General features: G+C 59.1%; 22 protein-coding genes. 14 read left to right on the forward strand and 8 right to left on the reverse strand.

The genetic code is table 11. From position 1 onward, the window contains the following. Positions 1-229: 229 nt before the first annotated feature. The gene (locus G7Y52_RS14945; protein ID WP_206215229.1) at positions 230-382 is read right to left on the reverse strand and encodes a hypothetical protein; all 153 of its coding nucleotides are present in this window, start codon (positions 380-382) and stop codon (positions 230-232) included. Between the two features lie 180 nt (positions 383-562). Between G7Y52_RS14945 and G7Y52_RS07070 the strand changes: the two genes are divergently transcribed. Further along, the gene (locus G7Y52_RS07070; protein WP_165068896.1) at positions 563-967 is read left to right on the forward strand and encodes a hypothetical protein; all 405 of its coding nucleotides are present in this window, start codon (positions 563-565) and stop codon (positions 965-967) included. Positions 968-992: 25 nt separating this feature from the next. On the opposite strand, the gene G7Y52_RS07075 is transcribed toward G7Y52_RS07070, so the two are convergent. Further along, positions 993-1,781 carry a ParA family protein gene (locus G7Y52_RS07075; RefSeq protein ID WP_165068899.1) on the reverse strand — a complete coding sequence of 263 codons (789 nt, stop codon included), beginning with the start codon at positions 1,779-1,781 and terminating at the stop codon, positions 993-995. 342 nt (positions 1,782-2,123) lie between these two features. Between G7Y52_RS07075 and G7Y52_RS07080 the strand changes: the two genes are divergently transcribed. After that, a complete protein-coding gene (locus G7Y52_RS07080) occupies positions 2,124-2,522 on the forward strand; it encodes a response regulator (RefSeq protein ID WP_165068903.1) in 399 nt (132 codons plus the stop codon). 235 nt (positions 2,523-2,757) lie between these two features. Next, positions 2,758-3,543, forward strand: coding sequence for a thioredoxin domain-containing protein (locus G7Y52_RS07085; RefSeq protein ID WP_241159638.1), 786 nt, complete (start codon positions 2,758-2,760; stop codon positions 3,541-3,543). A gap of 51 nt (positions 3,544-3,594) precedes the next feature. On the opposite strand, the gene G7Y52_RS07090 is transcribed toward G7Y52_RS07085, so the two are convergent. The 5 genes from G7Y52_RS07090 to G7Y52_RS07105 form a co-directional block, all read right to left on the reverse strand. Next, complete coding sequence (locus G7Y52_RS07090; protein WP_165068911.1) at positions 3,595-4,182, reverse strand: MerR family transcriptional regulator; 588 nt, start codon at positions 4,180-4,182, stop codon at positions 3,595-3,597. A gap of 413 nt (positions 4,183-4,595) precedes the next feature. Next, complete coding sequence (locus G7Y52_RS14950; protein ID WP_206215230.1) at positions 4,596-4,793, reverse strand: hypothetical protein; 198 nt, start codon at positions 4,791-4,793, stop codon at positions 4,596-4,598. Between the two features lie 332 nt (positions 4,794-5,125). Next, positions 5,126-5,623 (reverse strand): C40 family peptidase, encoded by a 498-nt coding sequence (locus tag G7Y52_RS07095; RefSeq protein WP_165068915.1) that lies wholly within the window; start codon positions 5,621-5,623, stop codon positions 5,126-5,128. Positions 5,624-6,023: 400 nt separating this feature from the next. Further along, positions 6,024-7,595: an ammonia-forming cytochrome c nitrite reductase subunit c552 gene (locus G7Y52_RS07100; RefSeq protein WP_165068920.1), complete on the reverse strand. Its 1,572-nt coding sequence runs from the start codon at positions 7,593-7,595 to the stop codon at positions 6,024-6,026. After that, a complete protein-coding gene (locus G7Y52_RS07105; protein ID WP_165068924.1) occupies positions 7,588-8,055 on the reverse strand; it encodes a NapC/NirT family cytochrome c in 468 nt (155 codons plus the stop codon). The genes G7Y52_RS07100 and G7Y52_RS07105 overlap by 8 nt, the downstream gene beginning before the upstream one ends. Positions 8,056-8,285: 230 nt before the next feature. On the opposite strand from G7Y52_RS07105, the gene G7Y52_RS07110 reads away from it, so the two are divergent. The 11 genes from G7Y52_RS07110 (at position 8,286) to traI (ending at position 25,155) form a co-directional block, all read left to right on the forward strand. Further along, a complete protein-coding gene (locus G7Y52_RS07110) occupies positions 8,286-10,610 on the forward strand; it encodes an ATP-binding protein (protein WP_165068927.1) in 2,325 nt (774 codons plus the stop codon). Positions 10,611-10,673: 63 nt separating this feature from the next. Continuing rightward, positions 10,674-12,101 carry a sigma-54 dependent transcriptional regulator gene (locus tag G7Y52_RS07115; RefSeq protein WP_165068931.1) on the forward strand — a complete coding sequence of 476 codons (1,428 nt, stop codon included), beginning with the start codon at positions 10,674-10,676 and terminating at the stop codon, positions 12,099-12,101. 103 nt (positions 12,102-12,204) lie between these two features. Beyond that, positions 12,205-13,002 carry a tetratricopeptide repeat protein gene (locus tag G7Y52_RS07120; RefSeq protein ID WP_241159639.1) on the forward strand — a complete coding sequence of 266 codons (798 nt, stop codon included), beginning with the start codon at positions 12,205-12,207 and terminating at the stop codon, positions 13,000-13,002. Positions 13,003-13,381: 379 nt separating this feature from the next. After that, positions 13,382-18,055 (forward strand): HAMP domain-containing sensor histidine kinase, encoded by a 4,674-nt coding sequence (locus G7Y52_RS07125; RefSeq protein WP_165068939.1) that lies wholly within the window; start codon positions 13,382-13,384, stop codon positions 18,053-18,055. An 85-nt stretch (positions 18,056-18,140) separates the two neighbouring features. Then, positions 18,141-18,308, forward strand: a complete 168-nt coding sequence (locus G7Y52_RS07130; RefSeq protein WP_165068943.1) for a hypothetical protein — start codon at positions 18,141-18,143, stop codon at positions 18,306-18,308. Between the two features lie 265 nt (positions 18,309-18,573). Then, entirely contained in the window at positions 18,574-18,999 is a 426-nt protein-coding gene (locus tag G7Y52_RS07135; protein ID WP_165068946.1) for a universal stress protein, read from the forward strand. 26 nt (positions 19,000-19,025) lie between these two features. Then, the gene (gene cls, locus G7Y52_RS07140; protein WP_165068993.1) at positions 19,026-20,441 is read left to right on the forward strand and encodes a cardiolipin synthase; all 1,416 of its coding nucleotides are present in this window, start codon (positions 19,026-19,028) and stop codon (positions 20,439-20,441) included. A gap of 182 nt (positions 20,442-20,623) precedes the next feature. Beyond that, positions 20,624-21,790: a site-specific integrase gene (locus G7Y52_RS07145; protein ID WP_165068951.1), complete on the forward strand. Its 1,167-nt coding sequence runs from the start codon at positions 20,624-20,626 to the stop codon at positions 21,788-21,790. A gap of 296 nt (positions 21,791-22,086) precedes the next feature. Next, positions 22,087-22,965 (forward strand): Rha family transcriptional regulator, encoded by an 879-nt coding sequence (locus tag G7Y52_RS07150; RefSeq protein WP_165068955.1) that lies wholly within the window; start codon positions 22,087-22,089, stop codon positions 22,963-22,965. A gap of 1 nt (position 22,966) precedes the next feature. Beyond that, complete coding sequence (locus G7Y52_RS07155) at positions 22,967-23,296, forward strand: conjugal transfer protein TraJ (protein ID WP_165068959.1); 330 nt, start codon at positions 22,967-22,969, stop codon at positions 23,294-23,296. After that, on the forward strand, positions 23,293-25,155 hold the full coding sequence (traI, locus tag G7Y52_RS07165) for a TraI/MobA(P) family conjugative relaxase (RefSeq protein ID WP_346773711.1): 1,863 nt from the start codon (positions 23,293-23,295) through the stop codon (positions 25,153-25,155). The genes G7Y52_RS07155 and traI overlap by 4 nt, the downstream gene beginning before the upstream one ends. A gap of 161 nt (positions 25,156-25,316) precedes the next feature. Here the strand turns inward: traI and G7Y52_RS07170 are convergent. Then, the coding region (locus G7Y52_RS07170) for a transposase (protein ID WP_165068458.1) at positions 25,317-25,730 on the reverse strand (414 nt) is incomplete at its 5' end.

The raw sequence follows: 25,730 nt of genomic DNA on the forward strand, positions 1-25,730 counted from the left end.
TTGCTTTTGAAATTATTCAATTTCAAAAGCGGCGCTGCCGTCATTTCCCCGCAAGCGGGACAAGCGCCTGAAAAGCGTGGTTTTCAGGCTCATTCGGCGCGGGCGTTCGCTCCCGCGGTCGCCAGAGCGGTTGCTGTTTTCAACAGCAAACCGCTCTAATGACCGGTCTTGACAAGCGGCCTGCATGCGCGGCACCCTGTGCCGTGCGGTCTTGCGGCACGGGCGTGCGTTACGTTCGCATCCGGGCGCTTCGCATTTTGTTGCGGCCGAACTGCTTTTGCTGTGTCAGCGTTTTTTGCTCCACGGCTGCTGCCATGGGGCCTGCCTGGATGCGAATGACATCTTTGTTCCCTTGCTGTGGCGCGATGGCCTCGGCACTCACGACTCACGCTGATCATCCGGCAAAGCCTGTTTTCAGGGCACGGCGGAGCTTGCGGGATCTCTTCAGTGGAATTGCCGTTGCCGGTCGCGGAGCCTTGCGGCATTCAGGCCGATTATAAGGCAACACAACTTTTTGACTGTTTTTTCTCAGGATATGCCGGTCAATCACAAAGGAAGGACCATGTCAGACGCAATGCAAATTTTCTATCTTCGGGATGCCGACGGGCATCTGCAGGCCGTGCAACTTTCCGCAACGCTCTGGGAAAAAGTGGAGCATGTCGTACAGCCGTTTCTGCAAGAGGCAGACGTTTCAAAACCAGCAGCCGCGACGCCGGAGCCGCTGGAAAGTTTTGCTGAGTTTTTGCAATTCTGGGATTTTGCCTATCCCTACAGTCCGGCTGTTTCCTGCCCGCATTGCGGCCAGTCTGTCAAAGATTGGCGCACTGCGCCGGATCACCCCTTTGTGCTGGTCAACGCCAACCTGGGGGGGCTTTTGGTTTTTCATTGTAAAAACTGTCAGACAACCATTCGGCAAAAACATTTTCGCGATCATCTGGCTTTGGAGCACAGTACGCCCCACTACTGAACCGGAACGCGCAGGATCGACCGCTTTATGGCAACACCGTATTTTTTTTTGAAGGACGCCGCAAGACGACTTCTTTGGCCAGCCCCAGGTAGGCTTCCGCTCCTTTGGATTTGATGTCGTAATGGATGATGGATTTACCGTGGCTGGGGGCTTCCGAAAGGCGGACATTACGGGGGATCACGGTCTCAAAGAGATGATCCGGAAAACAGCGACGGACTTCATTTTTCACTTCACGGGTGAGCCTGTTACGGATGTCGTACATGGTCAGCACCACGCCGAGCAGCGAGAGCTCCGGGTTGAGCCGTTTTTTGACCTGTTCGTATGTTTGAAGAAGTTTTACAATGCCTTCGAGCGCAAAAAATTCACATTGCAGCGGTATCAGGAGTTCTTTTGAGGCGCAAAGCGCGTTGAGCGTCAACAGACCCAATGAGGGGGGGCAATCCAGAATTATGTATTCGTAGTCTGCGGCGATTCGCTTCAGACATTCATCCAGGTAGAACTCGCGCGCCATTTTGTCCACCAGCTCCAGCTCCACCGCCACCAGATTGGTGCTGGCCGGCAAAATATCCAGAAAAGGCGTGCGGGTTTTTGCGATGCTTTGCCGGATAGAGTCCGGCGAGTAGATGGCGCTGTACAAATCACCCTGCAAGTCTTCCAGGCTCAGGCCGATGCCGCTGGTGCTGTTGGCTTGCGGATCGCAGTCCACCAGCAGCACTTTTTTTTCCATAACAGCCAGTGCTGCGGAAAGGTTGATGGCTGTGGTGGTTTTGCCCACGCCGCCTTTTTGGTTGGCGATGGAGATGATGCGCGCCATTGAGTACCTCCCTGTCCTCGCTCCGGCATACTTGTGGATCTGCCTTGCCATCTGCTTTTGAGTGAACTTGGGCCGCGCTTTTTTTGAAAGTTTCACATGAAACAGTCTTTACCAAGAAGCGGCAGCATAGCGTTCATGCTGTTTGTAAAAGAGGGACCCAGGGGCGTCAAGGCGAATTTCTGCCATTGAGCGGAACTTTTTATGGATCTGCGGCTCATGCCCCATGAACCTGCGTGAAAGGCTGCTTGCCTGAAAGCAGCGAACTGGGTATGCATAGCAAGGCATGGAATGCGCACGCTTTTCTTGCCGTGAAAAAATGATGTGTTTGTCGCAGGAGGGCCTATGCGCCTGGCACGGATTCTTTTGGTGGATGATGAAGAAGATGTTACGCGCATTTTATCCAAACGCCTCAGCCGCCGGGGATATACATGCACCACGACTTCCAACGGATATGAGGCTCTTGAGGCTATGGCGCATGAGCCTTTTCCCATTGTGGTCATGGACGTGAAAATGCCCGGGCTCGACGGCATGGGCGCATTGCTGCAAATAGCCGAACGCTGGCCCGGCACGCAAGTTATCCTGCTTTCCGGTCATGCCGATATGCAGCTTGCCGTGCAGGCCATGCGCCAGGGCGCATTTGGGTATTTAATGAAACCGGTGGATTTTGAAGAGCTTCTCTTTAAGATTGAGGACGCTGCGGCGCAAAGCCGCTTAGAGCGTTCTGCTAATGAAATCAGCTAAACGCTCTGGCAGGGCGAAGCCATGCCCGCAGCGCGTCAGCCGTTGGCGGCTGTGCCGCCTTACGGATGACGACAGCAGAGACAGACGCAGGCGAAATTTCCTTGCGCCGTTACGCGCCGGAGCGAGCGTTTCAAAAGCAATAGACTCTAGAGTCCAAGGGCAGCACGACGCGCCCGTGGTTGTAAACAAAATGAGGTAGAGCGGAATGAAAGGCAAAAAGAGTTCTTTTCCCCTGATGGCAATCCTGATGCTGAGCTTGGGAACCGGGAGTTTTTTGTTCGGGTGGCAAGCTACGGCCAACGCTCAGGTAACGGAAGACAACTTCCCGCAATTACTGGAAAAGACATTGCGGGAGCATCCTGATATTGTCATGGATGTCTTGCGGCGGAACAGTGAAGCCGTGCTGGACATCGCGCAACAAGGCTCCAATCTGCGGCGGCAGCACAATCTTGAGGCGCAATGGCGTGAAGATATGAAAACGCCCAAGAGCGTGCATCTGAAGGGCAGGCCAGTGCTGGGCTCGCCCGACGCCAAGGTGCGGATTGTGGCCTTTTCCGATTTTACCTGCCATTTCTGCCGGCAGGCCTCGCATACAGTGGACGCCCTGCTCAAGGAATACGGCAAAAACGTCAGCCTGGTCTTTAAAAATCTGCCTCTGGATGAAAAGGGGCCGGGCGGCCAGGCTGGGGCATATTTTGTGGCTATTGCGCAGCAAGACGAAGAGAAAGCCTGGAAATTTTATAAGGCCATGTTCGCTGAGCGGGACCGTCTCGTCAGTGAGGGCGAGGATTTTTTGAAAAAGACCGCCCAGGGTCTGGGCGTGGACATGAAGCGTCTTTCGCGGGACGTTCGCGGCAAAAAAGTCAGCGAAATTCTGGCTGAGGATCAGCAGGACGCGCAAAAACTGGGCGTGGAAGGGACGCCGTACTTTTTGGTCAACAATCTGGTTGTGCGCGGGGCGCTGCCGCTGGATCTGTTCAAAGGCGCCGTGGACATGGCCGCCAAACAGGCCAAAAAGTAAGATGCGGATCAGCAGTGCGCGGCGGGCCGACCCTCCGGGCAGTCCCAGTCGTCAGATTGCTTCCGCATCGCTGACGCGGCGTTGAATGACACGCGTCATCCAGCGGCGTAATTGTTCCAAATCCGCCTGCTGGTTTTTTTCAGAGGCAAGCAAAAGAGTGCGCAAGGTTTCGACTTCTTTGTGCAAGCGCAGATTGTCTTCGGCCATTGCGGGCTCGGCGTCGGCCAGCGGCAGCCGCTCGACAACCAGACGTATGAGATCGGAAAGGCCTTCCAGGGCCAGGGCTTGACGTTCCAGCAATTGCAAGGCGGCGGTGGGGAAAAATTCCGGCACAGGATTGGACAAGTGTTGCGCCGGCATTTCCGGGTTGGAGACAGCAAGCGCATTGCGGGGAAATTGGGCCTGCAGGGCTTCTTCCACAGCGGCGGCAGTGCGCGATTTTTGCATTTGTTCCAGAATGGCGGCGATCACGTCCAGCGTTTCCCGGCGATACCGTCGTCTGCGCCCTTCGCCGACGCTGGGAATGAACGCAGCAAAACGCTTGCAATAATAGCGGGTTGTTGATTCCGGCAGAGAAAAATGTCGGGAAATGTCCGCAATGCTCAACAAAGCTTCATTCATGGATGCCTTGCGCGTCATGTGTCCTCCTGCCTGCGTTAGAGCATTTTGCTATGAAATGAGCTAAACGCTCTGGCAGGGCGAAGCCATGCCCGCCCGCGAGCGTCAGCCGTTGGCGGCTGTGCCGCCTTACGGATGACGACAGCAGAGCCAGGCGCGGGCGAAATTTACTTTCGCCGTTACGCGCCGGAGCGAGCGTTTCAAAAGAAATATGCTCTGGACAGCATTGCCGTCCGAACCACTGTCGGACAAATATGCCAGGTTGCGCCGGACCGCAAATAGTATGCGATCCGGCGCTTGGCACAAACCATGGGAAGGCAAAACGCATACGCAACGGCTGATGCAAAACGGCAAAGTATAGTCTCACGCAGCCTGCTTTTTCGGGTATCGCCAGGAAAGGATCTCCGTTGGCGCAGCTTGCGTTACTATGTATTTTAGACATACTCCCAAAAAACTATAATAGCAAGCTGCGTTGTTGCGAAAAAAGGCTTGCGCCAATTTTCGCGCAAGCCTTCAAGATCATATAGAGCACTTTTTGATTGAAAATATCCATTTTCAATCACTTCGCCGCCATCATTTCGCGTCCAGGCTTCAGCCGTTGCGACGAAGGAAGCTACGGATGGAGACAGCAATTAGAGCATTTTCTCTTTGAAAATGCTCTGCTGACGTGAAAGCGGCAGCCGCCGCAATGCGGCGCACATTCAGGCGAAAACCGCGTTTTTCGCCTGAATGCCACCTTTGACTTTCATAAAAAGTCAAAGGTAATCTGCTCTAGTTGCCACAAAAAACATTCAACGAAACCGCTGTCGCCATCCGTAAGGCTCGCAGACTCGCCAACGGCTGGCGCAAGCAGGCAAAGCTTGCTAACGGCTACCGCCGGCGCGGGTGCCAGCTAACGCTGTCGCCAGAGCGTTTAGCTAATTTCATGAGCAAAACGCTCTAAAAATGCCAGAGAAGCGCCAATTCAGTAAACGACCCGGCGCACAGCGATCAGTTTTTTGCGCCAATACGGTATGTTCATGCTTTCCATACGCACGCGCTCCCCGCGGCGAGGGCTGTGAATAAAAGCATTGCCACCGGCGTAAATGCCGGTGTGCAGGCCGCGCGGGCTTTGCCCTGTGCGGAAAACCACAATATCGCCGGGCCTGGCCCGATTTTTGGGAACCGCGTGACCGGCTTTCGCTTGTTCGGTCGTGATTCTGGGCACCTTGAGGCCGTTCTGGCGATAAACCCACCAAATCAGCCCCGAGCAATCGAAGCCCTTTTGCGGTGACGCTCCCCCAAGGCGGTATTTCTTGCCCATCTGAGCGTATGCGGTATGAACGACTTTTTGCGCCTTGACCGGGGTAGGGCCGTTGCCGGTCGGTTTGAGCAGTCCGCAGCCTGAAAGCAAGAGCAGAAAGAACAACCCCAGAACGCAGATGCGCGCGACAATGTAATGTCTGACAGATGTACCAGGCATATACTTTCTCAATAAAGTATAGAAAATTTTTTGTATTACACTAAACTTTGGGGAACGCCGCTTCTTTCGGTATATACGGCTTTCTGCATGAAAACTTAAGGCAAAAAAATGTACTGATGATGATTATACCAGTCAATAGATGCGTAGCGCCGCAGTCCAAAAAGAATCTGGTTAGAGCATTTTCACTTTGAAAATGCTCTGCTGACGCGAAAGCGGCAGCCGCCGCAACGCGGCGTACATTCAGGCGAAAACCGCGTTTTTCGCCTGAATGCCACCTTTGACTTTCATAAAAAGTCAAAGGTAATCTGCTCTAGAGCATTTTCTCTTTGAAAATGCTCTAAAAAAAGCCCCCGCATAGCGGGGGCCTCATGCACGGAAAAGCCTTGCAGCTTGCTTGAGTTTAATTTGTCGAGGTCAGCCGCTCCTGCCCGTCCCACGCCGCGTCGGCCTTGGGCAAAGCAGGCAGCAACTGAAGCCAGGGATTGGTCTTCAGGTGTTCGGGGTCCTGTTGCAGCTTGCGGCTCATCTCCAGAATGGGCGGCACGATCTTCCTGATGTCGCCGGCAAGGGCCGGAGCAATGCCGTACTGCGTGGCCTGCGAGGCCAGATCAACGGCCTTCTGGCTGCATTCGGCAGAGGTCATCAGAGTATCCAGGGTCTTGGCCGGATTGTGGAAGCCCACGCTGTTCTCGGCCGAGACGTAATCCCAGAAGAGCTGGCCCTTGCGCACCATCTCGCGGGCCTCAGCCATCAGGGCGTCGTAGTCGGGCGCTCGCTCGCCCGTGTAATTGTTGGCCAGGCGCACAGCCTCATGCGCCCTGACCGAGAGGTCCTGGGCCCTGAGCAGTTGGTCAAAGGACTTCTTCTGGGTGTAAAGCACGCGCTCGCGCAAATAGTCGGCCGTCTTGTCCGCATGGCACTGGCGGCAGGCGCGCATTTCCTTGTCCTTCATGGGCGAGGTCATCCAATGGCTGGAAACCTTTTTGCCGTCCTCGCGCTGATACTGCATGTGACAGTCCGCGCAGGAAACCCCGGCCGCGCCGTGCGGGCCGTCCTGGAACATTTCGTAGTCGGGATGCTGCATCTTGATGATGCCCACCCTGGAAGCGCCATGCACAAAGTCCACAAAGGGACCCGGCTTGCCGGCGGCGTCCTTCTTGCCGTGCCCCTTGTAGTACTGGTACATGTCCTCGGGGTTCATGCCATTGTCCCAGGGAAAGACAGGACGCGCGGCCGGGCCGTTATCCTTGTGGGTGAAATAGTATTCCACATGGCATTGGGCGCAGACCAGACTGCGCTTTTCATTGCGGGACAGCCTGGCCCAGTCCTGGCCGGAGCGCTTCAGCCAGTCCTTGAGCGGCTCGGAATAGAGGCGCAGCTCCATCGTGGCGGGATTATGGCAATTGGCGCAGCCGATGGTTTCGTCCATGGCGTCGATCTTGTCCTTGCCGCGGAAGGTGTTGACATCCATGGACCAGAACTTGTCGCCGTATTCCTTGATCCAGTTCATCATTTTGGGCGTCTTGCAGTTCCAGCAGGTGGCCGGCATCTTGCCCTTGCCGTCCGCGCCCCAGCGGTTGAGGCGGTCGATATGCACAAAGTCCTCCACCGCGTAGGTGTGGCCGCGGGCTTCGTTGTATTCGTACATGAACGGGTAGCCCAGCCAGAGATTTTTCAGATAGGGCTGGGCATGCCTGAAGCCCTTGGGCAGAGGATTCACGTTGTCGTTCTTGCGGTAGGGCACGGAGCCCTTGTACTCGGTCATCACCTCGGATTCGTTGTTTTTCTGATACGAGGCGTGCTGCGAGGGAAACTCGGCCTTGAACGCCGAGAGGCGCGTTTCGTCTTCCTTGATGCTGGTTTTATAGGTCGGGGTCTTCAATGTCGTCGAAACATCGTCGCAGCCGCTGAGCAGCGCCGCTCCCAACAGCGCCGAGGCGGCGACCGCCAGGCTCAAGATCCGCTTATTCATACGCTACCGTCCTTGTGCTGATGGGCTTTTGGCGCATGTGGGCCACATTGCGGTGACAATCCACGCAATACGGTTTGGCGTCCATGCTGGCCACAGTGACATTTGTCCTGGCATGACAGGCCTTGCAGTTCTCGTTGACCACGTCGCGGGTGCTCGCGCTGGCCGGATAAGGCACGTCATTGCCCGCCAGGTTGCCCATGAAGTCGCGCAGGCCCTCCTGCGCCTTGAAGGGCAGTTTGGCCAGCAGATTGTGCGGGGCGTGACATTCATTGCAGGATCGGTCGGCGTGCGTGCCCATTTTGTGGGTCACCGCCGCCTCCTGCATGATATGACAACTGGCGCAGAACGGGCGCTGATCCGTTGCCGTCATGGCATAGGCCAGCACGCCGAAAAGCGCCGCGCCCGCCGCAACGCCGCCCAACAACCATTTGAGCCAGGGTCCATTGCGGGGTGTTCCCATAAAAAGCCTCCTTCACTCACTCCAGAACGTGCCGCCCCCATGACGGCAGTATTGACTTTGTGAATCAAGAAACATGCCAGGGAGCGTAAAAAAAGATATTCATAAGAGTCAGCTGGTTTGAAAGATATTCATAATGGTTATCAATACTGTGCTTGCAGGATTCAGAAAAAACAGACAAAAAATCAGAAAAAACAGACAGCAGCGGGCCCATGCCGCCTTCCGGAGATGTCATGCAACAGCTTTTTGGAAGCCGCCCTCTCCATGTGCTCTGGCTGCCCGTGCTTGCCTGCCTGCTCTGGCTGGGCCTGACTGTGGGCCTCTACAGGCATGCCGCGCAGGTGGAAGAAGCCCATCGCCTGGAGCTTGAGCACACCCGCCTGGCCACTGTGGCCCAGCAGCATCTGGACGCGCGCAACTGGAACGCAATTCACGGCGGCGTTTATGTGCCGGAAAGCGCGTACGGCAAGCCCAACCCCTGGCTGCCCGTCAGGAAGCGCACCCTGAAAACCGTTGACGGGCGCACTCTGGTGCTCGTGAATCCGGCCTATATGAGCCGGCAACTGGCTGAGCGCAACAGTCAGCCGGGCATCCGCATCGCGGTGATCAGCAACAGGCCTTTGCGCCCGGAAAATCAGTCCGACGCCTGGGAAAAGGAGGCCATCACCCAATGCGCCGAAGGGCGCGTGGAAATTTTCAGCCCCCCGGACGCCAACGGGCAGCGGCGTTTGCGGTTCTTGTCCGTGCTCATCGCCCAGAAAAGCTGCCTGCGCTGCCATGCCGACAGCCAGGAAGGGGAAGTGCTCGGCGGCATCAGCGTGAGCCAGGAGGCGGAACCGTATTTCCGCAACGCCGCAAGGCAGGAACGCAATATGCGCCTGGTCTACGTTCTGCTGGGCCTGACCGGCGTGCTGGGCATCGGCGGCCTGACGCTCAATCTGGCGCAGCGGCGCTGGCAGGCCGAGGAGACAAGCCGGATGAAGAGCGCGTTCATGGCGCGTTTAAGCCATGACATGCGCACGCCGCTCACAGCGATCCTGGGCATGAGCGAGCTGCTGCTCAAAGGCGGAGCCTCGCCCCGGGAAAACAAGCGCGTCCTGCGGTATCTGACGCAGGCAGGCGGCGCTTTGCTGGAAATGGTCAGCGACATAAGCGATCATGCCGCTCTGGAGCAGGGCGGCCTCACCTTGCGCGAAAAGGCTTTCGGCCTGCGCGAAACGCTTGCGCAATGCCTGGATATTTACCGCCCGGCCGCCGAGGCCAGGAATATCAGGCTCAGGCTGAGCGTGCCCGGTGATCTGCCTGATGATCTGCTCGGCGATGCCTTTCGGCTGCGCCAGGCTCTCGGCAACCTGATCAGCAATGCGGTCAAGTTTACGGAGCAGGGCGAAGTGCGGGTCACTGTACGGGCCGGGAATACGCGCCATACCCGTCTCACCCTGCAAATCAGCGTGCAGGACAGCGGCCCCGGCCTGCAACCCGAGGAAAGGGAGCGGATTTTTGAGAGCTTTCAGCGCGGTTCGCGCGCAGGCGGCGAACCGGGCACGGGCCTGGGCCTGAATATCGCGCGCACTATTGCCCGGCGCATGGGCGGGGATGTGCGGGTCGATGCCAGGCCCGGGCCGGGCGCCTGCTTTGTGCTGGAAGTGGTGCTGCGGCAAAACACGGCGCAGCGCAAGGAAAATGCGGCCAATGGGCATACAGCAGGCAAAGGGGACGCGCGATCCGCGGGCCTGCTGCGCGGGCGGCGGATCTTGGCGGCCGAGGACAACGCGACCAGCCGCTCTTTTTTGGAGCACGTCTTGCAAGGCGAGGGCGCGCACACGCATATAACCGCTGATGGCGCGGCCACCTTGGCCGCGCTGGCTGAAGGCCCGTGGGATCTGGTGCTGCTGGATGCGCGCATGCCCGGGCCGGACGGGCTGGAAGTCCTGAGGCGCATCCGGCAGGGTTTGGCCGGGGTGCCTCCGAACCAGCGGGTGATCATGTATACCGCGGCTCTGGACGCCGCTGATCAGGATCGCTGCCGCCGCCTCAAGCCGGACGGCATTCTGCTCAAGCCGGTGAGTTTCGCCAGACTTCGCAGCGAGCTGGAAAGTCTGCTGGCCCCCGAGCCGGCAAAAGAATCCGGGGCACACGAAGCCTGCGGCAAACAACCGCGCAAGCAGAATCCGCGTGAGGAGGCCGAGCCTGCTACGAACGCGCTCCCCGTCTGGGATCGGGAGGCTGCTTTGGCGGCCGTGGATAATGACCGGGAGTTGCTGGAGCACTTGCTTGCGGTTTTGCGCGTGGATTTGCGTGAAACGGCCGCGCAACTGCGCGCAGCCGTTGAGGCCGGGGAAGTCATGACCATCAGGCGGCTGGCGCATTCCTGCAAAAATTCGGCCGCAACCCTGCGGCTTGCGCGCCTGCAACAGGCTGCGGCCAGGACGGAAAAAGCCGCATCCGCAAGCCTTGCGGCAGCGGCAGATGAGTTGCAGGCAGCAGTGAGCGAGGCGCTGGCCCTGCTGCATGCGCTTGAGCAGGGGCAAGGAGGAGGCAACGGTGAACGGTTCTGAAAGCCCGCGGCAAAGAGCGCAAGGGCATGGCCTGGCAGCGGCGCGCCAGGGCAGGAGAACATAGTGGCGCGCATACTGGTGGTGGACGATGAGGCGCTGATGCGCACCATGGTTGAAGTGGTCTGCAAGCGCATGGGGCATGATGCGCTTGCGGCGTCCACGCTCAAGGAAGGGCTCAGCCTGGGTCGCCAGGGGGCTGACGTGGTTCTGCTGGACGTCTGGTTGCCGGACGGCAACGGGCTGGAGTTTCAACGGGAGTTCGCGCAACTGCCGGGCGTGCCGGACGTGGTGATCGTCACCGGACGCGGCGACGGTGACGCCGCCGAGGCCGCGTTGCGCTCCGGAGCCTGGGAGTTTCTGACCAAACCCCTGCAAATCCGCGATATCGAGCAATCATTGCGGCATATTCTGGCTTTTCGCCAGGGGCGAACGCCCGGCCCGGAAACGCTGCAAGTGGACAGCGGCCACATCCTGGGCTCAAGCCCGGGCATGAGCCAGGCCCTGAAGCATTTGGCGCAGGCTGCCCAGAGTGAGGTCAACGTGCTCATTCTGGGCGAAACCGGGGTGGGCAAGGAACTGTTCGCCAGGGCGCTTTTCCGCAACAGCAGCCGCGCGGCGCAACCTTTTGTGACCGTGGATTGCGCCTCCCTGCCGGAAACACTGGTGGAAAGCCATCTCTTCGGGCACAGCCGGGGCGCGTTCACCGGCGCGGAGCGAGCCCGCGAAGGGCTTTTGCTGGCTGCCCACAAGGGCACGCTTTTTCTGGACGAAGTGGGCGATCTGCCGCTGGCCATGCAGGGCGCTTTTTTACGGGCTCTGGAATTGCGGCGCTTCAGGCCGGTGGGCGAGGTGCGGGAAGTGGACAGCGATTTTCGCCTGGTGGCAGCCACCAACAGGGATCTGGAAAACATGGTGCGCACGGGCCAGTTCCGGGGCGATCTGCTCTACCGCCTCCAGGGCATTACCATTGTGGTGCCGCCGCTGCGCGAGCGGCGGGACGAAATCCCGGCTCTGGCCCGGCAGGCCGTGACCGGCTTTTGCCTGCGCAATGACCTGCCCGAAAAGGCCCTGGCCGAGCCGGTGCTGGACATGCTCCTGGAGTATCCCTGGCCCGGCAATGTGCGCGAGTTGATCCACGCCCTGGAGCGGGCCTGCCTTGCAGCGGGGCAAGGGGATCTGATTTTGCCGCAGCATTTGCCCACTCAGATGCGGGTGGCTGTGGCCAGACGCCGCGTGGGCAACGACCGGGAGCAAAGCCGGGTGCAGGAAGCGCCGGTGCGCGACGAAATGCCGGGGTACAACAGCGGGCTCGGCGCCGGGCTCGCGGAAAAAGCGGAACTGCCCAGCCTGCGGGCCTGGAAAGCGCAGGCCGAAGAGGAATATGTGCGGCGGGTTATGGCCGTAAGCGCGGGCGATGTGCGCCGGGCCGCGAGCATGGCCGGAATCTCGCGCGGCCATTGGTATGAGTTGATCAAAAAGTATCGGCTTTAGAGCGTTTTGCTCATGAAATTAGCCAAACGCTCTATGCGACAGCCCTGCAAGCTGCGGGCTTGCCTCTTTTTTTTTCAGGTTGTAGGTTGTACTCCCTTTTACCGTGGCTCTTCTCATCTGCAACGAGGATCACATGGCCCGCCGCAAGACAAAAAAGCCTCAGGACAGGCCCGGAACTCCCCCGCAGACCAAGTCTGCGCGCGCGCCCGGACAGACCGCGCCCGCCCCCCAGGATAGAGGGGACCGCGCCCCCCAGGCGCAGCCCGCCTCAGGCGGCATACGCAAAAGCACCTGCCTGATGGGCATGCTGGCAACGCTTGTGCTCGGGCTCTATCTGGGCAGCCTGCTGCCCGGCCTGCTCAACGCTCCCGAAAGTCCCCAGCCTGCCGCCCGCCAGACCGGGGCGACGGCACAGGCGCAACAGCCTGCGGCCTCAGGGCCGTCTCCGGCGTCCGCCAAAGACAATCAGCTCCCCATGCCGCCGGAGCTGGCCCAAAAAATCGCGGAGCTGGAAAAGCACGTTTTGGCCGATCCCCGCAACGCCGGGAGCTGGGCTGCCCTTGGCAATCTCTATTTTGACACGGGCCAGGCCAAACAGGCCGTATCGGCCTATGAACGCTCTCTGTCCATCGTGCCGGACAATGCCGACGTGCTGACGGATCTCGGCATCATGTACCGTGAGACCGGAGCCTTTGAAAAAGCCGTGGACAGCTTTCGCAAGGCCGTGGCCATCAAGCCCGACCATGAGAATGCGCGTTTCAATGAAGGCGTGGTGCTTTACTACGATTTGCACCGCAAAGACGAAGCCGTCGCAGCCTGGAAGCAACTGCTTGCCGTTAATCCGGGCGCGCTTTCGCCTGACGGAAAACCTGTTTCCGAGCTGATCAAGCATCTGCATTAGAGCATTTTCTCTTTGAAAATGCTCTGCTGACACGAAAGCGGCAGCCGCCGCAACGCGGCGTACATTCAGGCGAAAACCGCGTTTTTCGCCTGAATGCCACCTTTGACTTTCATAAAAAGTCAAAGGTAATCTGCTCTAGAGCGTTTTGCTCATGAAATGAGAGCATATTGCTTTTGAAACGCTCGCGGCGGCAGGAAAGCCGCGCCGCAAAACGTCAGGCAGTATACCGGCCTGCCTGCGCGAGCGATGCGGATGGGCGGCGCTCCGGTTCTGCGCCCGCAAAATTTCCGGTCGCAGGCGTTGTTTTGCGGATGAACAAGCGCATTGTGACGGCCGCAGGCTGCAAAAGTACCCAGGCTTACATACAGGCGGAATACTTATGGCAGATATCTTTCCCGGCAAGGCCTTCCTCTGGGGCCGAATCGCCGTCTTTTTGCTGTGTCTGGCCTGCTTCTGCCGGGGCGTCGACATCCAGGCGGCACAAGCCATGCTGCCCGCCTCGCCGGATGCCCCCAGCATGCCTCTCCTGCCAGGCCTTGACTGTTTCATCGACGAAACCGGCACCATGGATGTGGAAGAGGCCGCGGCCCCTGAAAACGCAGCGGCTTTTCGCCCCCTGGCGCTCAAGGAACTGCCGCGCGAATCCGGCGTCACCTGGCTGCGTTTCACCCTGGCGCCCTTGCCCGCGGGCCAACACCCCGCCACCATGCTCCTGGACATGGGCGAAAGCGTGCCCGGCGAGCCTGTCCTCTACGAGCCTGTTCAGAACAGCCTGAGCGGCGCGCTGGAATGGCGCGAAACCAGCCCGGCGCAACGCAACGTCCTTTTGCTGCCCGAGGCGGGCAAGGAAGCTCTGACCTGTTACATCCGGCTGGACGGCTTGCCCGGGCTGTGGTTTTCGCCCATAGTGCGCACTCCCCAGGATGCGGCAACCAACTGGGACAGCCTTGCGCGCACGGCGGCCATGCTGGCGCTTGGCGTGGTCATGCTGCTGTGTCTGCTGCGCGGTCTTTCCGAAAAAGGCCAATGGCGCATCTGGACGGCTCTGTATGTGGCCGTGGCCCTCGCCCAGGGGGTGATCGGCATGCCCGCCTTCGGCTCCGGCCATGTGGGCCCCGGCGACGCCTTCGGCGTGCTGGCGCCGGGCCTTGCCCTGATGCTGCTGCCGCATGTGGGCCGCCATTTGATGCACACCCGGAGCCGCTCACGCGCTCTGGACATCCAACTGCTGCTGCTTTCCCTGCCCGGCGCCGCCCTGGCCCTCTTGCCGCTGCTGCCCGGTTTCGCCTGGCTCATCCGCTATCTGAATCTCTGGCCTTTGGGCGCCCTGCTTTTTGTGCCCAGCGCTCTCGGAGCCTGGATCATGGGGCTTGGCGGGGCAAAGCGCTTTCTGCTGGGTTGTCTTTTGCCGCCCCTGTTCGTGGCCGCGGGCATCCTGGGCCTGGACAGCGGCTACGCCGCCAACCTCATGGCCTCGGCTCCACTTTGGGGCACGGCCTTGAGCGCGCTGATCATTGCCGCCACGAAAACGCCCCGCGACGCGGCGGAAAATGAAACCGACGCCGCCACAGGCAAAGGCGCGCGCGCCCCGGAAAACGCCGAGGCAATAACGGAAGAGGATGTCCTTACGCTGGAGCAGCCTCTTGACGATCCCAATCTGCGGCTGATTGCCGCCATGCCCGCCGCTCCCTCCCCGCACAACAGGGGAGAAAGCGACCTCACGCCCCCATCGCCGGCCTCGGCGGACCGCAACGCGCCTTCTGCGTCCGCCTCCCTGCCCGAATTTCTGGAAGACGCGTTGCGACTGCCCCTGGATCGCCTGCTGCGCGAGGGCGCGGCGCTTGGCCATTGCGCCTTGCCTCCGGCAGTGCGCCAATACGCGGAAAATATGCTGGACGCGGCTCGGGAGATGTCCAAAATACTCAGCAACCCCAATCTCTTGCATCAGGAGCAGGGGGAGAGCGAGCCGCGCGCTCCCTTTAATTTGCAGCACCTCATGCGCGAAGTGCATGATTTTGTGGCTCCTGACGCGGAATCCGCGGGCATCGGCCTGGCATGGTATATGCCGCCGCATCTGGGGCACATGTACGAAGGCGAGGCTCATGCCCTGCGCGACACGCTCTGCCTGCTGCTGGAAAGCGCGGTGCGGGCCACGGAGCACGGCGCCGTGCATTTTTCCGTGCGCCGCGCGCCCGAAAGCGCCGACGCCGGGCATCTGTTGTTCACAGTCACGGATACGGGCTCGGGCATGCCGCCGCAAAACCGTTCCAGCCTGGCCCTGACCAGAGCCTGGGAACTGGCGGGCGCGCACAAGGGCTTTTTGGGCGTGGAATGCACTCCCCACGGCACAAGCATCGCCTTTACCCTGCACCTCACATATCTTGAGCCGGATGCGTCCGCAGAATCCGGAGGGGAAAAAAGCGCCCAGGCGCATGTGATCATTGCGGCCCAGGGGGCCACGGAGCGGCAAGCGCTGCTCCGGATGCTTGAAGCCTTGCCCTGCCGCGGCAGCGCAGCCCGCAATGTGGATGAGGCATTGGAATTGAGCGCCACGCAACCGGCCCTGCTCGTGGTTATGCAGTATCCGTCCCACAGCACGGCCACGGTTGACGCACTGTGCCGGTTTCAGGAGGATGCCCTGGCCGGGGGGCTGCCTTTCTGCAAGGCTCTGGCAATCACCAAAGACGACAGCGGCTGGGATGCCCTGGCCGACGTGGGCTTTACGCACGCCCTGCTGGAACCGGTGGAGAGCGAGGCCTTTTGCCGTACCGTACAGGAAATTCTGGATGAGGCGGCTCTGTCCGTTCCCGCAGGGCCCGTGCCGGAGCGGCCGTTGTCCGAGCCGCCCCCCCCGGCTCCCGAGTCCGGCGCAAAGGAATTTGAGAGCATGTCCGGTGCGGACGCTTTTGCGCCGCAGGCTGCAACCATGCCGTCTGAGAAGCCGGAAACCCAGGCCGGGCGGTCGCCTCTGCCGGATCTTTTCGGGTCCGAAAGCGGCGGCGACAGCGGCGCATCCCTGAAAATCCCTGACCTTACGGCTCTGCCTGACCTGCTGAGCTTCGCGGAATCCTTGCGCGGCCCTCTGGAAAGCGCGCCGGGCCCCAGCCGGAGCCGGCCCCAGGGCGGCTTGTCTACCGATCCGCCGGCCGATGCCGCACCCCTGCCGGACATTGACCTGCCCTTGCCCTCTGCATTCCCCGATGATCTGAGCGCGGCTCCTGCGCGCCTGACGAGTTCACAACAGGAACCAGGCCTGCAAGAGCTCACCTTGCCGGGACTTTTCGCCAATCCCCATGCGCCCGGCGATCCGGTGACGGGCGCGGCCCTCACGCCTGAAAAAGACACAACCGGGACCGGGAATGCAGAGCCGCGGGAGCCGCTGCCCGGCACAGAGGAGCCCACGGAAACGGCAGCAGCCGTGCAGGCGGAGTTTTCCGCCGTTGCGGGCCTGGAAGGCCCGCTCTGGGCCGCAGAAGACCTCCAGGCGCAACAATCCGAAGCGCCCGGCGGCAGGCAGGAACCGCAGCACGGCTGTGAAAAGCCGCTCCCGGCCGCAGCGGAAAAAAAGACGCAGCGCGAAACCCAAACGCCGTCTTTTGCAGCAGCAGCCGAGGCGGCCGCTCCCCGAACGTCCGGCGAGGCTCAAACCGCTGCCCAGGCCGCCGCCCCGGAAGCCGCAGCGACGTCTTCTGTCCGTCCCCATGACCGCCCTGCGGCAGAAACGGCTGCGCATACGGCGTCGCCGGCTCCAGCTCCTGACGCTGCCGCGTCCGCCCCGGCGGCAAACACGGTTGCGGAGCTTGCCGAGCCTGACGCGCCTCAGGCGCGGGCGAGCGAGGCCACTGTGGAAAGCGCGGCGGCATCTCCGGCATTGCCGGTCACGACCGAATCCAGGAAGCCTTCCTGCGCGCCCACAGTTGCAGCTTCACCTGTGCCGCAGCCGGGAACGCCCCCCGAATCCGCAGCGCGCGCGGCTTCGGCGCGGGACTATGTCGGCCCGGGTCTGGCCGGGCCCGACGAATGGGTAGGCGAACCCATGCCCATCGGCAGCGCCCTGCCGGCCGTACCCCCCGGGTCGCAGGCGTCGACAAGCGAATCCGCGGCGCAGACGGCGGCGCGCAAGCCTTTGGGCTTTGCCGCGCGCGCAGCAAACTCCGGGTCACGCGTGGCTTGCAGCGTGAGCCCCAAAGCAGCGCGCCCCACAGCCGAAGGCTATATCAGCCCCAGTTTGTCCACGCCCGGCGAGTGGGTGGGCGAGCCCGTGCCGGTTCCCCCCAAAAACACCCCCCCCGAATCTGAGCCGGCCAGACGTGAGCCGCGCGCTGCAAGCGCCAAGGAGTCCGGTCAAGAGCGTGTGGGAGTCGGTTTGAGCTTCAAGCCGGCCAACGCTCAGGCCGTCCAGGGGCAGCTCGTCTCGGGGGCGGTCGGCACGCAGCCTTCAGCGACCCGGCCCGAAACTCCCGGCTTTGAAACCCTGTCTGCCCCCACGGAGGACGCTTCTGCGGCCCCGGAGACCGGGCAGCCGGGCGCTGCGCCGATTTCCGGGGCGCCTCCTGAGCCCGGCGCGGCTGCAAGCTCCTTTATGGATTTTATTGCCGGGGCAGCGCCTGCCCAGGGCGCAGGCACAGGGGCCGGCGAGGCTCTTGCGGCTTCGCCGTCTCGGGACCCAATCCAGCCCGACTCTGCGCCCATTCCCGAGCCGCAGCCTGCCGCTGCGGAAAAGCCTGCGGCTTTGACCCCGAATGACGCAGGCCGCAGTCTATGCCCGTCTCAGGAAAGGGACGACGCCATCCTGCTTTTGGTGGAGCGTCTGGACGCGGCCCTGCAAGATGCCCAAAAAGGCTTTCAGAGCCGTCGCGGCGCTGTGGTGGGCGAGGCTGCCGGGCGCATTGCCGCGGAATCGGAATCCTACGGCTTCCGCGTTCTTGCCCGCATGGCCCGCTGCGTGGAGCGGGCGGCCAAAGCCAACGACCTGAATGCGCTTGAGGATTTGCTGCCGGAACTCGCCGTGGCCGTGGAGCGCAACCGGATCGCCCTGACCCCCCGTAAATGAGCCCTGGCTTTCGGAATACATTGGACATTGCCCCTGACTTCCTGAAAACGCCCGTTCTCGCAAGAGCGGGCGTTTTTAGAGCGTTTTGCTGATTTCATTAGAGCATTTTCACTTTGAAAATGCTCTGCTGACGCGAAAGCGGCAGCCGCCGCAACGCGGCGTACATTCAGGCGAAAACCGCGTTTTTCGCCTGAATGCCACCTTTGACTTTCATAAAAAGTCAAAGGTAATCTGCTCTAGCAAAACGCTCTAAAAGCAATGGAGAAGCACAGGCAAATGGCTTGCGCAAAACGCTGCCTCATGCAAAAATGTGTTCCCCGGTCAGGACAAAACTGCCGACCGATCAGGCAGGTTTCTGTTCCTGCATCTGCGGTATGCCGCGAGAACCGTTCCGGTTTGGCATTGCTTGCAACCGTTTTTGCGTCGTCTGTACTCACAAGCGTCTCGGGACGAGGCGTTTTTTCGCGGCAACCTGCCGAAAGGCGAACATTCTTCTGCACAGTCAACAAGGAGCACTCATGAGTTACAGCAAAATTCTTTTGCCGGTGAGCGGCAAAAACCGCGGCGAACGCGCGAAAAAAGCCTTGCAGCATGCCATGCAGCTTTGCGCGGGCGAGATTATCCTTCTGCACGTCACGCCGCCGCTGTCCCAGATGGTGGGCGGCGAGGCCCACGCCCAGTTAAAGCGGGAAGAAAACGCCCAGGGCCAGACCTGCCTCGGCCCGGTGATCCAGGAGCTGGAAAAAGCCAAAATCCCCTTTCATGCGCGCGTGGAAGAAGGCACCCCCGCAGAAACCATTGTTCGTGTGGCTCACGAGGAAAACGCGGATCTGATTATCATGTTCACTGACGGACGGGACGGGCTTGAAGATCTGCTCATTGGCTCCATAACCGAACGGGTTCTGCGCAATACCGACACCGCGCTGCTGGTCGTGCGCCGCTAGCGGCCGGGCCGGGAACGACGATCTTGCTGATCCTGCTGCTGGAAGTCCTGGGCCTGTTGGCCGTCCATGCCCTTTCCTGGGTGGCGGTGAGCCATGCGCTGTTGACCAAGCGCGATCCGCGCTCGGCGCTGGGCTGGACAGTCACGGCGCTGCTCCTGCCCATCCTCGGGCCCCTGCTCTATGTTCTGTTCGGCATCAGCCGGGCCGAGAGCCGCGCCAGCCGGATCATGCGCCAACAGGCCGCCATTGAGCCGGAATACGCGCATCCTGTCTGCCCGGCGGAACCGCCGGAGTTTGTGCCTGAAAATATTGCGTTTATGGAGCATCTGGGCCGCCGCCTGACGGATCAGCATTTGTGCGGCGGCAATGCCCTTACGCCCCTGCACAACGGCAACGAGGCCTATCCGGCCATGCTTCAGGCCATCCAGGAAGCCAGGCGGCAGGTTTTTCTCGCCACATACATTTTCAATGCCGGAACCACGGGCGCGGCCTTTGCCGAAGCCCTGGCCGCAGCGGCCGCGCGCGGCGTGGACGTGCGGGTGCTCGTGGACGGCATCGGCACGCTCTATTCCTGGCGCAAGCCCTGGAAAAAACTCCCGGAATACGGAGTGCGGGTGGCTCTTTTTCTGCCACCCAAGCTTTTTCCCCCCAATCTGAGCATCAACCTGCGCAACCATCGTAAAGTCCTGGTGTGCGACGACATCGGCTTTACCGGCGGGATGAATATTTCCGACGACAATATCCTGAGCAATCGGAAAAACTGTGTGCAGGATGTGCATTTCCGCTGCCTGGGACCCGTTGTCAACCAGTTGCGCCGCGCTTTTCTGCTCAACTGGGGCTTTTGCACCGGCGAATACGGCTCGCTGCCCCCGTTTTGCCCCAGCCCCGTGGGGGACAGCCGCTGCCGCATCCTCATGGATGGCCCCGGCTCCCAGGCGGATATCCTGAATGATCTCTTTTGCGGGGTCATCAACGGCGCGCGGCGCTCCGTGCGGATTATGACGCCCTACTTTCTGCCCTCCCACGAGCTGATGTCCAGTCTGCGCTCCGCAGCCCAGCGCGGGGTGGACGTGCGCGTGGTGCTGCCCGGCAAGAACAACCTGCCCTATGTGCACTGGGCCACCTTCAGGATTTTGCCGGATCTGCTGTCCGCCGGGGTGCGCATCTGGTACCAGCCGCCGCCCTTTGCGCACACCAAGCTGCTCGCTGTTGACGGCTACTACAGCCAGATCGGCTCGGCCAATCTGGACGCCCGCAGCCTGCGCCTCAACTTCGAGCTGAATATGGAAGTCTTTGATCCCTCCTTCCACACGCTGGTGGCCGGGCATGTGAACAGCACCATTGCCCGCAGCCGCGAAATCTGTCTGCGGGATCTGCAACGTCAACCCTTGTGGGTCAAGTTGCGCAACGCTGCCTGCTGGATTTTTTCACCCTATCTCTAGAGCATTTTGCTTTTGAAATGTAAACACATTAAAAGAAGAGAGTGTTAACGTATTGGAATAACTCTATTTAATTTTTTTTGTCAAAATTCTTTCTAAAATATCTCTTGTCTGGCATCCGCAAATCAGCTTAAATTGAGGGCTATCACAGTCTCCAAGAGTTAGCAAGTAAAATGGAGGCCAGCATGGCCGAGATTCCCCAGCCGACCGGAAAGCGTATCAAGAGCCAATACATCGGCGTCTATTTCCGTTACGGCAAGGGCCGCATGTGCCCTGACGGCAAGCCGGACAGATGTTACGACATCACCTACAAGGACAAGAGCGGCAGAGTGATCTTTGAGAAAGTCGGCTGGCGCTCCGAGGGCTACACGGTCCAGGATGCTCTGGATCTGCGGGGGGAGCGTGTGCGCAAGCTCCGTCATCCCGAATTGTTCGGAGGAACGCCGCCGTCTCTTCCTTCCGGCATAACGGTTGACGAAGCCTGGGCGGTCTTCAGGAAGAACTGGCTGCCGAATCTGAAAGATCAATATATCATTGCAAGAAACTATGAAAATCATATCCGGCCCCGTTTCGGGGCCAAGCATATTCTTGCCCTTTCGGAGCTGGATATTGAGAATTTCAAGCAGGAGCTGTTGAGCAGGGGCGGCAGGCAGGGCAAAGCCTTGAAAGCCGCGACAGTGGCAAAAATCCTTTCCGATTTCAAACGGATTGTGAGCAGGGTCTTCAAATGGAATCTTGTGGAGGGGAAAAATCCGCTTGCCGGGGTTACGGTAAAAAACGCCTTTGTAAAAAGGGAGCGGTATCTGACCCACAAGGAGGCCGAGCAGATTCTTGACGGGCTCAGCCTTGTGTCATGCAACCTGTACCACATAGCAAGAATCGCCCTGTACACGGGGCTCAGGCTGGGTGAAATCCTGAATCTGCGGGGAAGCGACATCAATATCTCCCAGGGAATTATGCGTATCAGAGACGGTAAAACCGGCGAGAGAACCGCATACATTCCGAAAAATTTTGAAAATGACCTCAGGAAGCTCATACCCGCCGACACTTCCGCATTTCTGTTTACAGGCAGCAGAGGCCAGAAACTATCCGGCCATGTCACATCCAACGCTTTTGCAAAGTTCATGGAAGAAACCGGCCTGAATGGTTCGACCGTTGATAATGAGCACAAAATCGTCTTCCATACGTTCAGGCATACGTTTTGTTCCTGGCTGGCCATTGAGGGAGTGCCGTTATTTACCATTGCCAAGCTGGCCGGGCACAAGACCATCAGCATGACCGAGCGGTATGCGAAACTTTCCCCAAGCATTCAAAAGGAAGCCTTGAATCATCTGGGGAAATTTTTCGTTTAGTTCTAAACATATCCCGTAATCTCTCGCTCACATTCGTCTATTTTCGTATTCTTGCGTATACTGTCGTAAGAATACCCTATCTTTCATACACTCTCATATTTTCCCGTAATCTCTCGTATATCGCAAAAAATTATTGAAGTTTTTCCAAAAAATACGATAGACTACGAGTAGCAATGGAGACAGGACAGGTAAAGTGGTACCACTTTTCAAGTGGTCCACTTTACGTCCTGCCCCCTCAACGCCGGGGGTGGCTTGCTTATTCGCCTTCGGCTCAACGCTAAAGACAGGAAAACATCATGGAAGACAGTCGGACCAATGGACAGGAAGTCACCGCGCAACCTATTGAAAACATTGTGCGGATTGACGACGGCAAGATGTTCACCACCTCGCTGATCGTGGCGCAGGCGTTCGAGAAGGAGCATAAAAACGTGCTTCAGAGCATCCAAAACCTGGAGTGCTCTACGCAGTTTAACCAGCTCAATTTTCAGCCCGTTGAATACAAGGATGCCAAGGGGGAACTGCGTCCCGCCTATCGCCTGAGCCGCGACGGCTTCGCGTTCCTGGCAATGGGCTTCACGGGCAAAAAGGCGGCGACCTGGAAAGAGAAATTCCTGGAGGCCTTCAACGCGATGGAAAGGGCACTGTTGGTCCAGAGAGGTGAAGAGAGCGCCTCACTTGCCCACGATGAGGCTCCTTCCTTGCCCGAAGAACCACATCCCAGCCGTTTTTTCAGGCCCAGAAGAAAAATCGGAAAGAGCGAGCTGGCAGCGCTTAACGGCCTTCTTCGCTTGGAAGCCCTGATCCAAAAGGATACATGGGAAAAAGCCGTTGAGCGGCTTTGCCAACGAATGCACATTGAAAATATTGTGGAACTCCCCAAGGGCAAATTCCATGAAGCCATTGTTCAGATCTTTGAAGTTCTCTTCCTTGTAAAAAAAGACAAGCATCAGGAAGTAATGGCCTCCACAGATGAATTGCGCCTTACCTTGCAGGGCATGATCAGCTTTTGGAATACTTTATCAGAATATAAAGAAACAGAGATTCGTACCTACGTTTTCAATCGTTGCGGCGTGGACAGTTTGGACGAGCTTGGGACGGAGCGTGATCTGTTCAAAGCGATTCTGGCGGTCTGGAGCGGCTTCTCCAATCATAGCCTGAAATGGAAATACTGGTAATATGTCGTCTCCCGAGAAAAGGCCCAAACGCACGGAGCAGATCAAGGCCTATGTGACGCCCCGGGAGTTCACTCTTATCATGGAGTCCAGCGAGCGCGCCGGGCTGAGCATGTCGGAGTTTGCCCGGCGCGTGTGCCTGGGCTTCCGGGTTGAGAGTCGGGAAGACCAGCAGGCCAGGCGGGAACTGCTCAAGGTCAATGCCGACTTGGGACGGCTGGGCGGCCTGCTCAAGCAGGCCCTGACCAGCGGCCACAAGGAACAGATTTATGGCCTGCTCCACAAGATTGACCAGCTTCAAGCCAATCTGAAGGCAAAGATCAGGGCATTATGATCAGCAAACGCATTCCGTGTGCGCCCCAAAATGATAACTACGCCCGGCTGGCAACGTATATTGCCGCCGGGCGTGAACATGACATGCAGCAGGAGCTGAGCGATGGACAACGGCACTACGATCCGCAGCGCCACTTTGAAGCAGATCAAGGCCTTGCCGGAAACCGCCTGCGCAGGCTGTCCGAATGCAATCTGGCATCGTATTCTCAAGGGCAAAAAAGAGGAGTTGCGAGTTTTCTGTCTGTTGATGCACGCGCTGATCGACGAGCCGCTGAGCGCGTGCGACGGGACACAGATTTTCCCGAAGATGTAAAGCCTGAAAAATGCCTTATGAGCTGGTGCGCCGGTTGCTGGGCCGGGGATGATTACGAGCTGGCCATGCAGGAAGTGGCCGATACCCAGGCGCTTAATACACGCACCAGCCAGGAGAAAACCTATCACCTGATTGTGAGTTTTCGGCCGGAAGATGAAAGCAGGCTGACGCCGGAAGCGTTCAGGGCCATTGAGGATCGCTTTGCCCAGGCCTTGGGTCTGTCCGAGCATCAACGGCATTGCGGCGTGCATGTGAACACCGAAAACATGCACATGCACGTGGCCTACAACCTGATCCACCCGGAAAAGCTGACGCGCGTGGAGCCCTGGCGGGACTACATCAAGCGTGACAAGCTGTGCCGGGAGCTGGAACGCGAATACGGCCTGGTTGTGGATAACGGCCGCGATCCGGCCCAGGCGCGCGGGCTTGGCGTGAAGGCCGCAGCCGTGGAGGCGCACTCTGGCCAGCAATCCTTTGAAGGCTATGCCCGCGACCAGGGCGAAAGCATTCTGGCCATCCTGGAAAATGCGCGTTCCTGGGAAGACGCGCATCAGGCTTTTGCCCGGCATGGCCTGGAGCTGAAGCCGCGCGGGGCCGGGCTGGTGATCAAAAACCGGCATGGCCGACACACGGCCAAGGCCAGCGCCGCGCATCGGGACTTGTCCCTGAAGAAGCTGGAAGCCCGCTTCGGAGCCTTCCAGCCGCCCAGGGAAAAGCTGCCGGACAGCGAGCGGCGCTATGGCGCGGATCCTCTTCAGAAAGCGCCGAACCGAAACCGGCTTTGGCAGGAGTTCCAGGAGCAGCGCCAAGAGCAGAAAGCGGCCCTGGAAGCTATACGCCAAAAATGGGAACGGCAGCGGAGGGAATTGCAGCGCAGGCCCATTGCGCGCAGAACCCGCGCAAATCTTATGAAAATGGCCCGCCAGTATGAGGCCGAAGAGATCCACGCCGCGCGCATGAAACAGGGAGCGGGCAACTGGCTGGATTTTCTGCGGCAGAAAGCCGGGCAAGGCGATGAAACCGCTTTGGCCGTGCTGCGCTCCAGAAAAGAGGAAGTCGCGCCGGATCTGCCTGCAATTTCCCAGGAACAGGAGCGCGTGCAGGCCCGCGCGGCCTATCTGGCCCACAAGACCGTGATTCTGGAGAACGCCGTTTTATCGGCCAGGGCAAAAAATCGTCTTGTGGGCGTGGCCCTGATGCAGAGCGTGGCCAGCGGAGCCACGGCCAGAATCAGCAAGCAAGGCAGCGTGATCTACACCCTGCCTGACGGCGGGAAAATCTGCGACACAGGGCGCAGCATCAGCTTCAGCCCTGAGGCCAGGGAAACGGCCCTGGCCTACATGGCCGCCAAGTGGGGCGTAAAGAGCCGCGCCCAGGATCGGACGTCAGGGGAGAGTGTGTACATTTTGGCCAGTGGCCAGAAGGTTTTTGAGCGGAAAGGGCGGAATGTCTTTGAGCGGCCTGCCGCCGTGCAGCGGCAGCGGGGGTTGGAGCGGGGTAAGAATCAAGGAGGTATAGAGCGGCAACAGGCAAGATCATCAAGTTAGCGTGACATCTCAATATGTTTCACACGAGATTTATGCATCAGAACCGTTCCACCACCAAAACTCCATGAACGGCTAGGAATGCCCGCTTGAGTTATTTGCTCCATTGCACATCAAAAGAGCTTCTTCCATGCATCATGAACCATTATTAGAGCATTTTGCTTTTAACTTTTTACATAGCCACAGGATTTAAACCATCCTTCAGCGTCTTTTTGTGTGATACAACTTAATGCTTTTCCAATGGACTTGTACAGTTCATCACATGTTTTTGCTTTCATACCCCGAAGTAATTGTTTCACTTTGCTCCACATCTTTTCAATGGGATTTAAATCCGGGCTGTATTCTGGAAGGAAAATATACTTGCAGCCTTTTTCCCTTATCAAGTTTTGGGCTGTTTTTGATTTATGGACATTCAAATTATCCATTATAACAACATCGTTAGCTTTAAGCGTTGGAAGAAGAAATTTTTCAATATAAGCATTGTACATTTTTCCATCCAGTGCCCCATCAAAAACAACACTGCAAGTTTCTCCCGTTACCCGGATTGCTGAAAGTATGCTTATCCTTTCCCAACGTCC

This window comes from Desulfovibrio sp. ZJ200 (assembly GCF_011039095.1).
GTDB lineage: Bacteria > Desulfobacterota > Desulfovibrionia > Desulfovibrionales > Desulfovibrionaceae > Desulfovibrio.

Bases quoted from the DNA above. Each gene is read 5' to 3' on its own strand.
- G7Y52_RS07070 (WP_165068896.1), top strand. From the start codon at position 563: ATGTCAGACGCAATGCAAATTTTCTATCTTCGGGATGCCGACGGGCAT.
- G7Y52_RS07075 (WP_165068899.1), bottom strand. From the start codon at position 1,781: ATGGCGCGCATCATCTCCATCGCCAACCAAAAAGGCGGCGTGGGCAAA.
- G7Y52_RS07080 (WP_165068903.1), top strand. From the start codon at position 2,124: ATGCGCCTGGCACGGATTCTTTTGGTGGATGATGAAGAAGATGTTACG.
- G7Y52_RS07085 (WP_241159638.1), top strand. From the start codon at position 2,758: ATGGCAATCCTGATGCTGAGCTTGGGAACCGGGAGTTTTTTGTTCGGG.
- G7Y52_RS07090 (WP_165068911.1), bottom strand. From the start codon at position 4,182: ATGACGCGCAAGGCATCCATGAATGAAGCTTTGTTGAGCATTGCGGAC.
- G7Y52_RS07095 (WP_165068915.1), bottom strand. From the start codon at position 5,623: ATGCCTGGTACATCTGTCAGACATTACATTGTCGCGCGCATCTGCGTT.
- G7Y52_RS07100 (WP_165068920.1), bottom strand. From the start codon at position 7,595: ATGAATAAGCGGATCTTGAGCCTGGCGGTCGCCGCCTCGGCGCTGTTG.
- G7Y52_RS07105 (WP_165068924.1), bottom strand. From the start codon at position 8,055: ATGGGAACACCCCGCAATGGACCCTGGCTCAAATGGTTGTTGGGCGGC.
- G7Y52_RS07110 (WP_165068927.1), top strand. From the start codon at position 8,286: ATGCAACAGCTTTTTGGAAGCCGCCCTCTCCATGTGCTCTGGCTGCCC.
- G7Y52_RS07125 (WP_165068939.1), top strand. From the start codon at position 13,382: ATGGCAGATATCTTTCCCGGCAAGGCCTTCCTCTGGGGCCGAATCGCC.
- G7Y52_RS07135 (WP_165068946.1), top strand. From the start codon at position 18,574: ATGAGTTACAGCAAAATTCTTTTGCCGGTGAGCGGCAAAAACCGCGGC.
- G7Y52_RS07145 (WP_165068951.1), top strand. From the start codon at position 20,624: ATGGCCGAGATTCCCCAGCCGACCGGAAAGCGTATCAAGAGCCAATAC.
- G7Y52_RS07150 (WP_165068955.1), top strand. From the start codon at position 22,087: ATGGAAGACAGTCGGACCAATGGACAGGAAGTCACCGCGCAACCTATT.
- G7Y52_RS07155 (WP_165068959.1), top strand. From the start codon at position 22,967: ATGTCGTCTCCCGAGAAAAGGCCCAAACGCACGGAGCAGATCAAGGCC.
- traI (WP_346773711.1), top strand. From the start codon at position 23,293: ATGATCAGCAAACGCATTCCGTGTGCGCCCCAAAATGATAACTACGCC.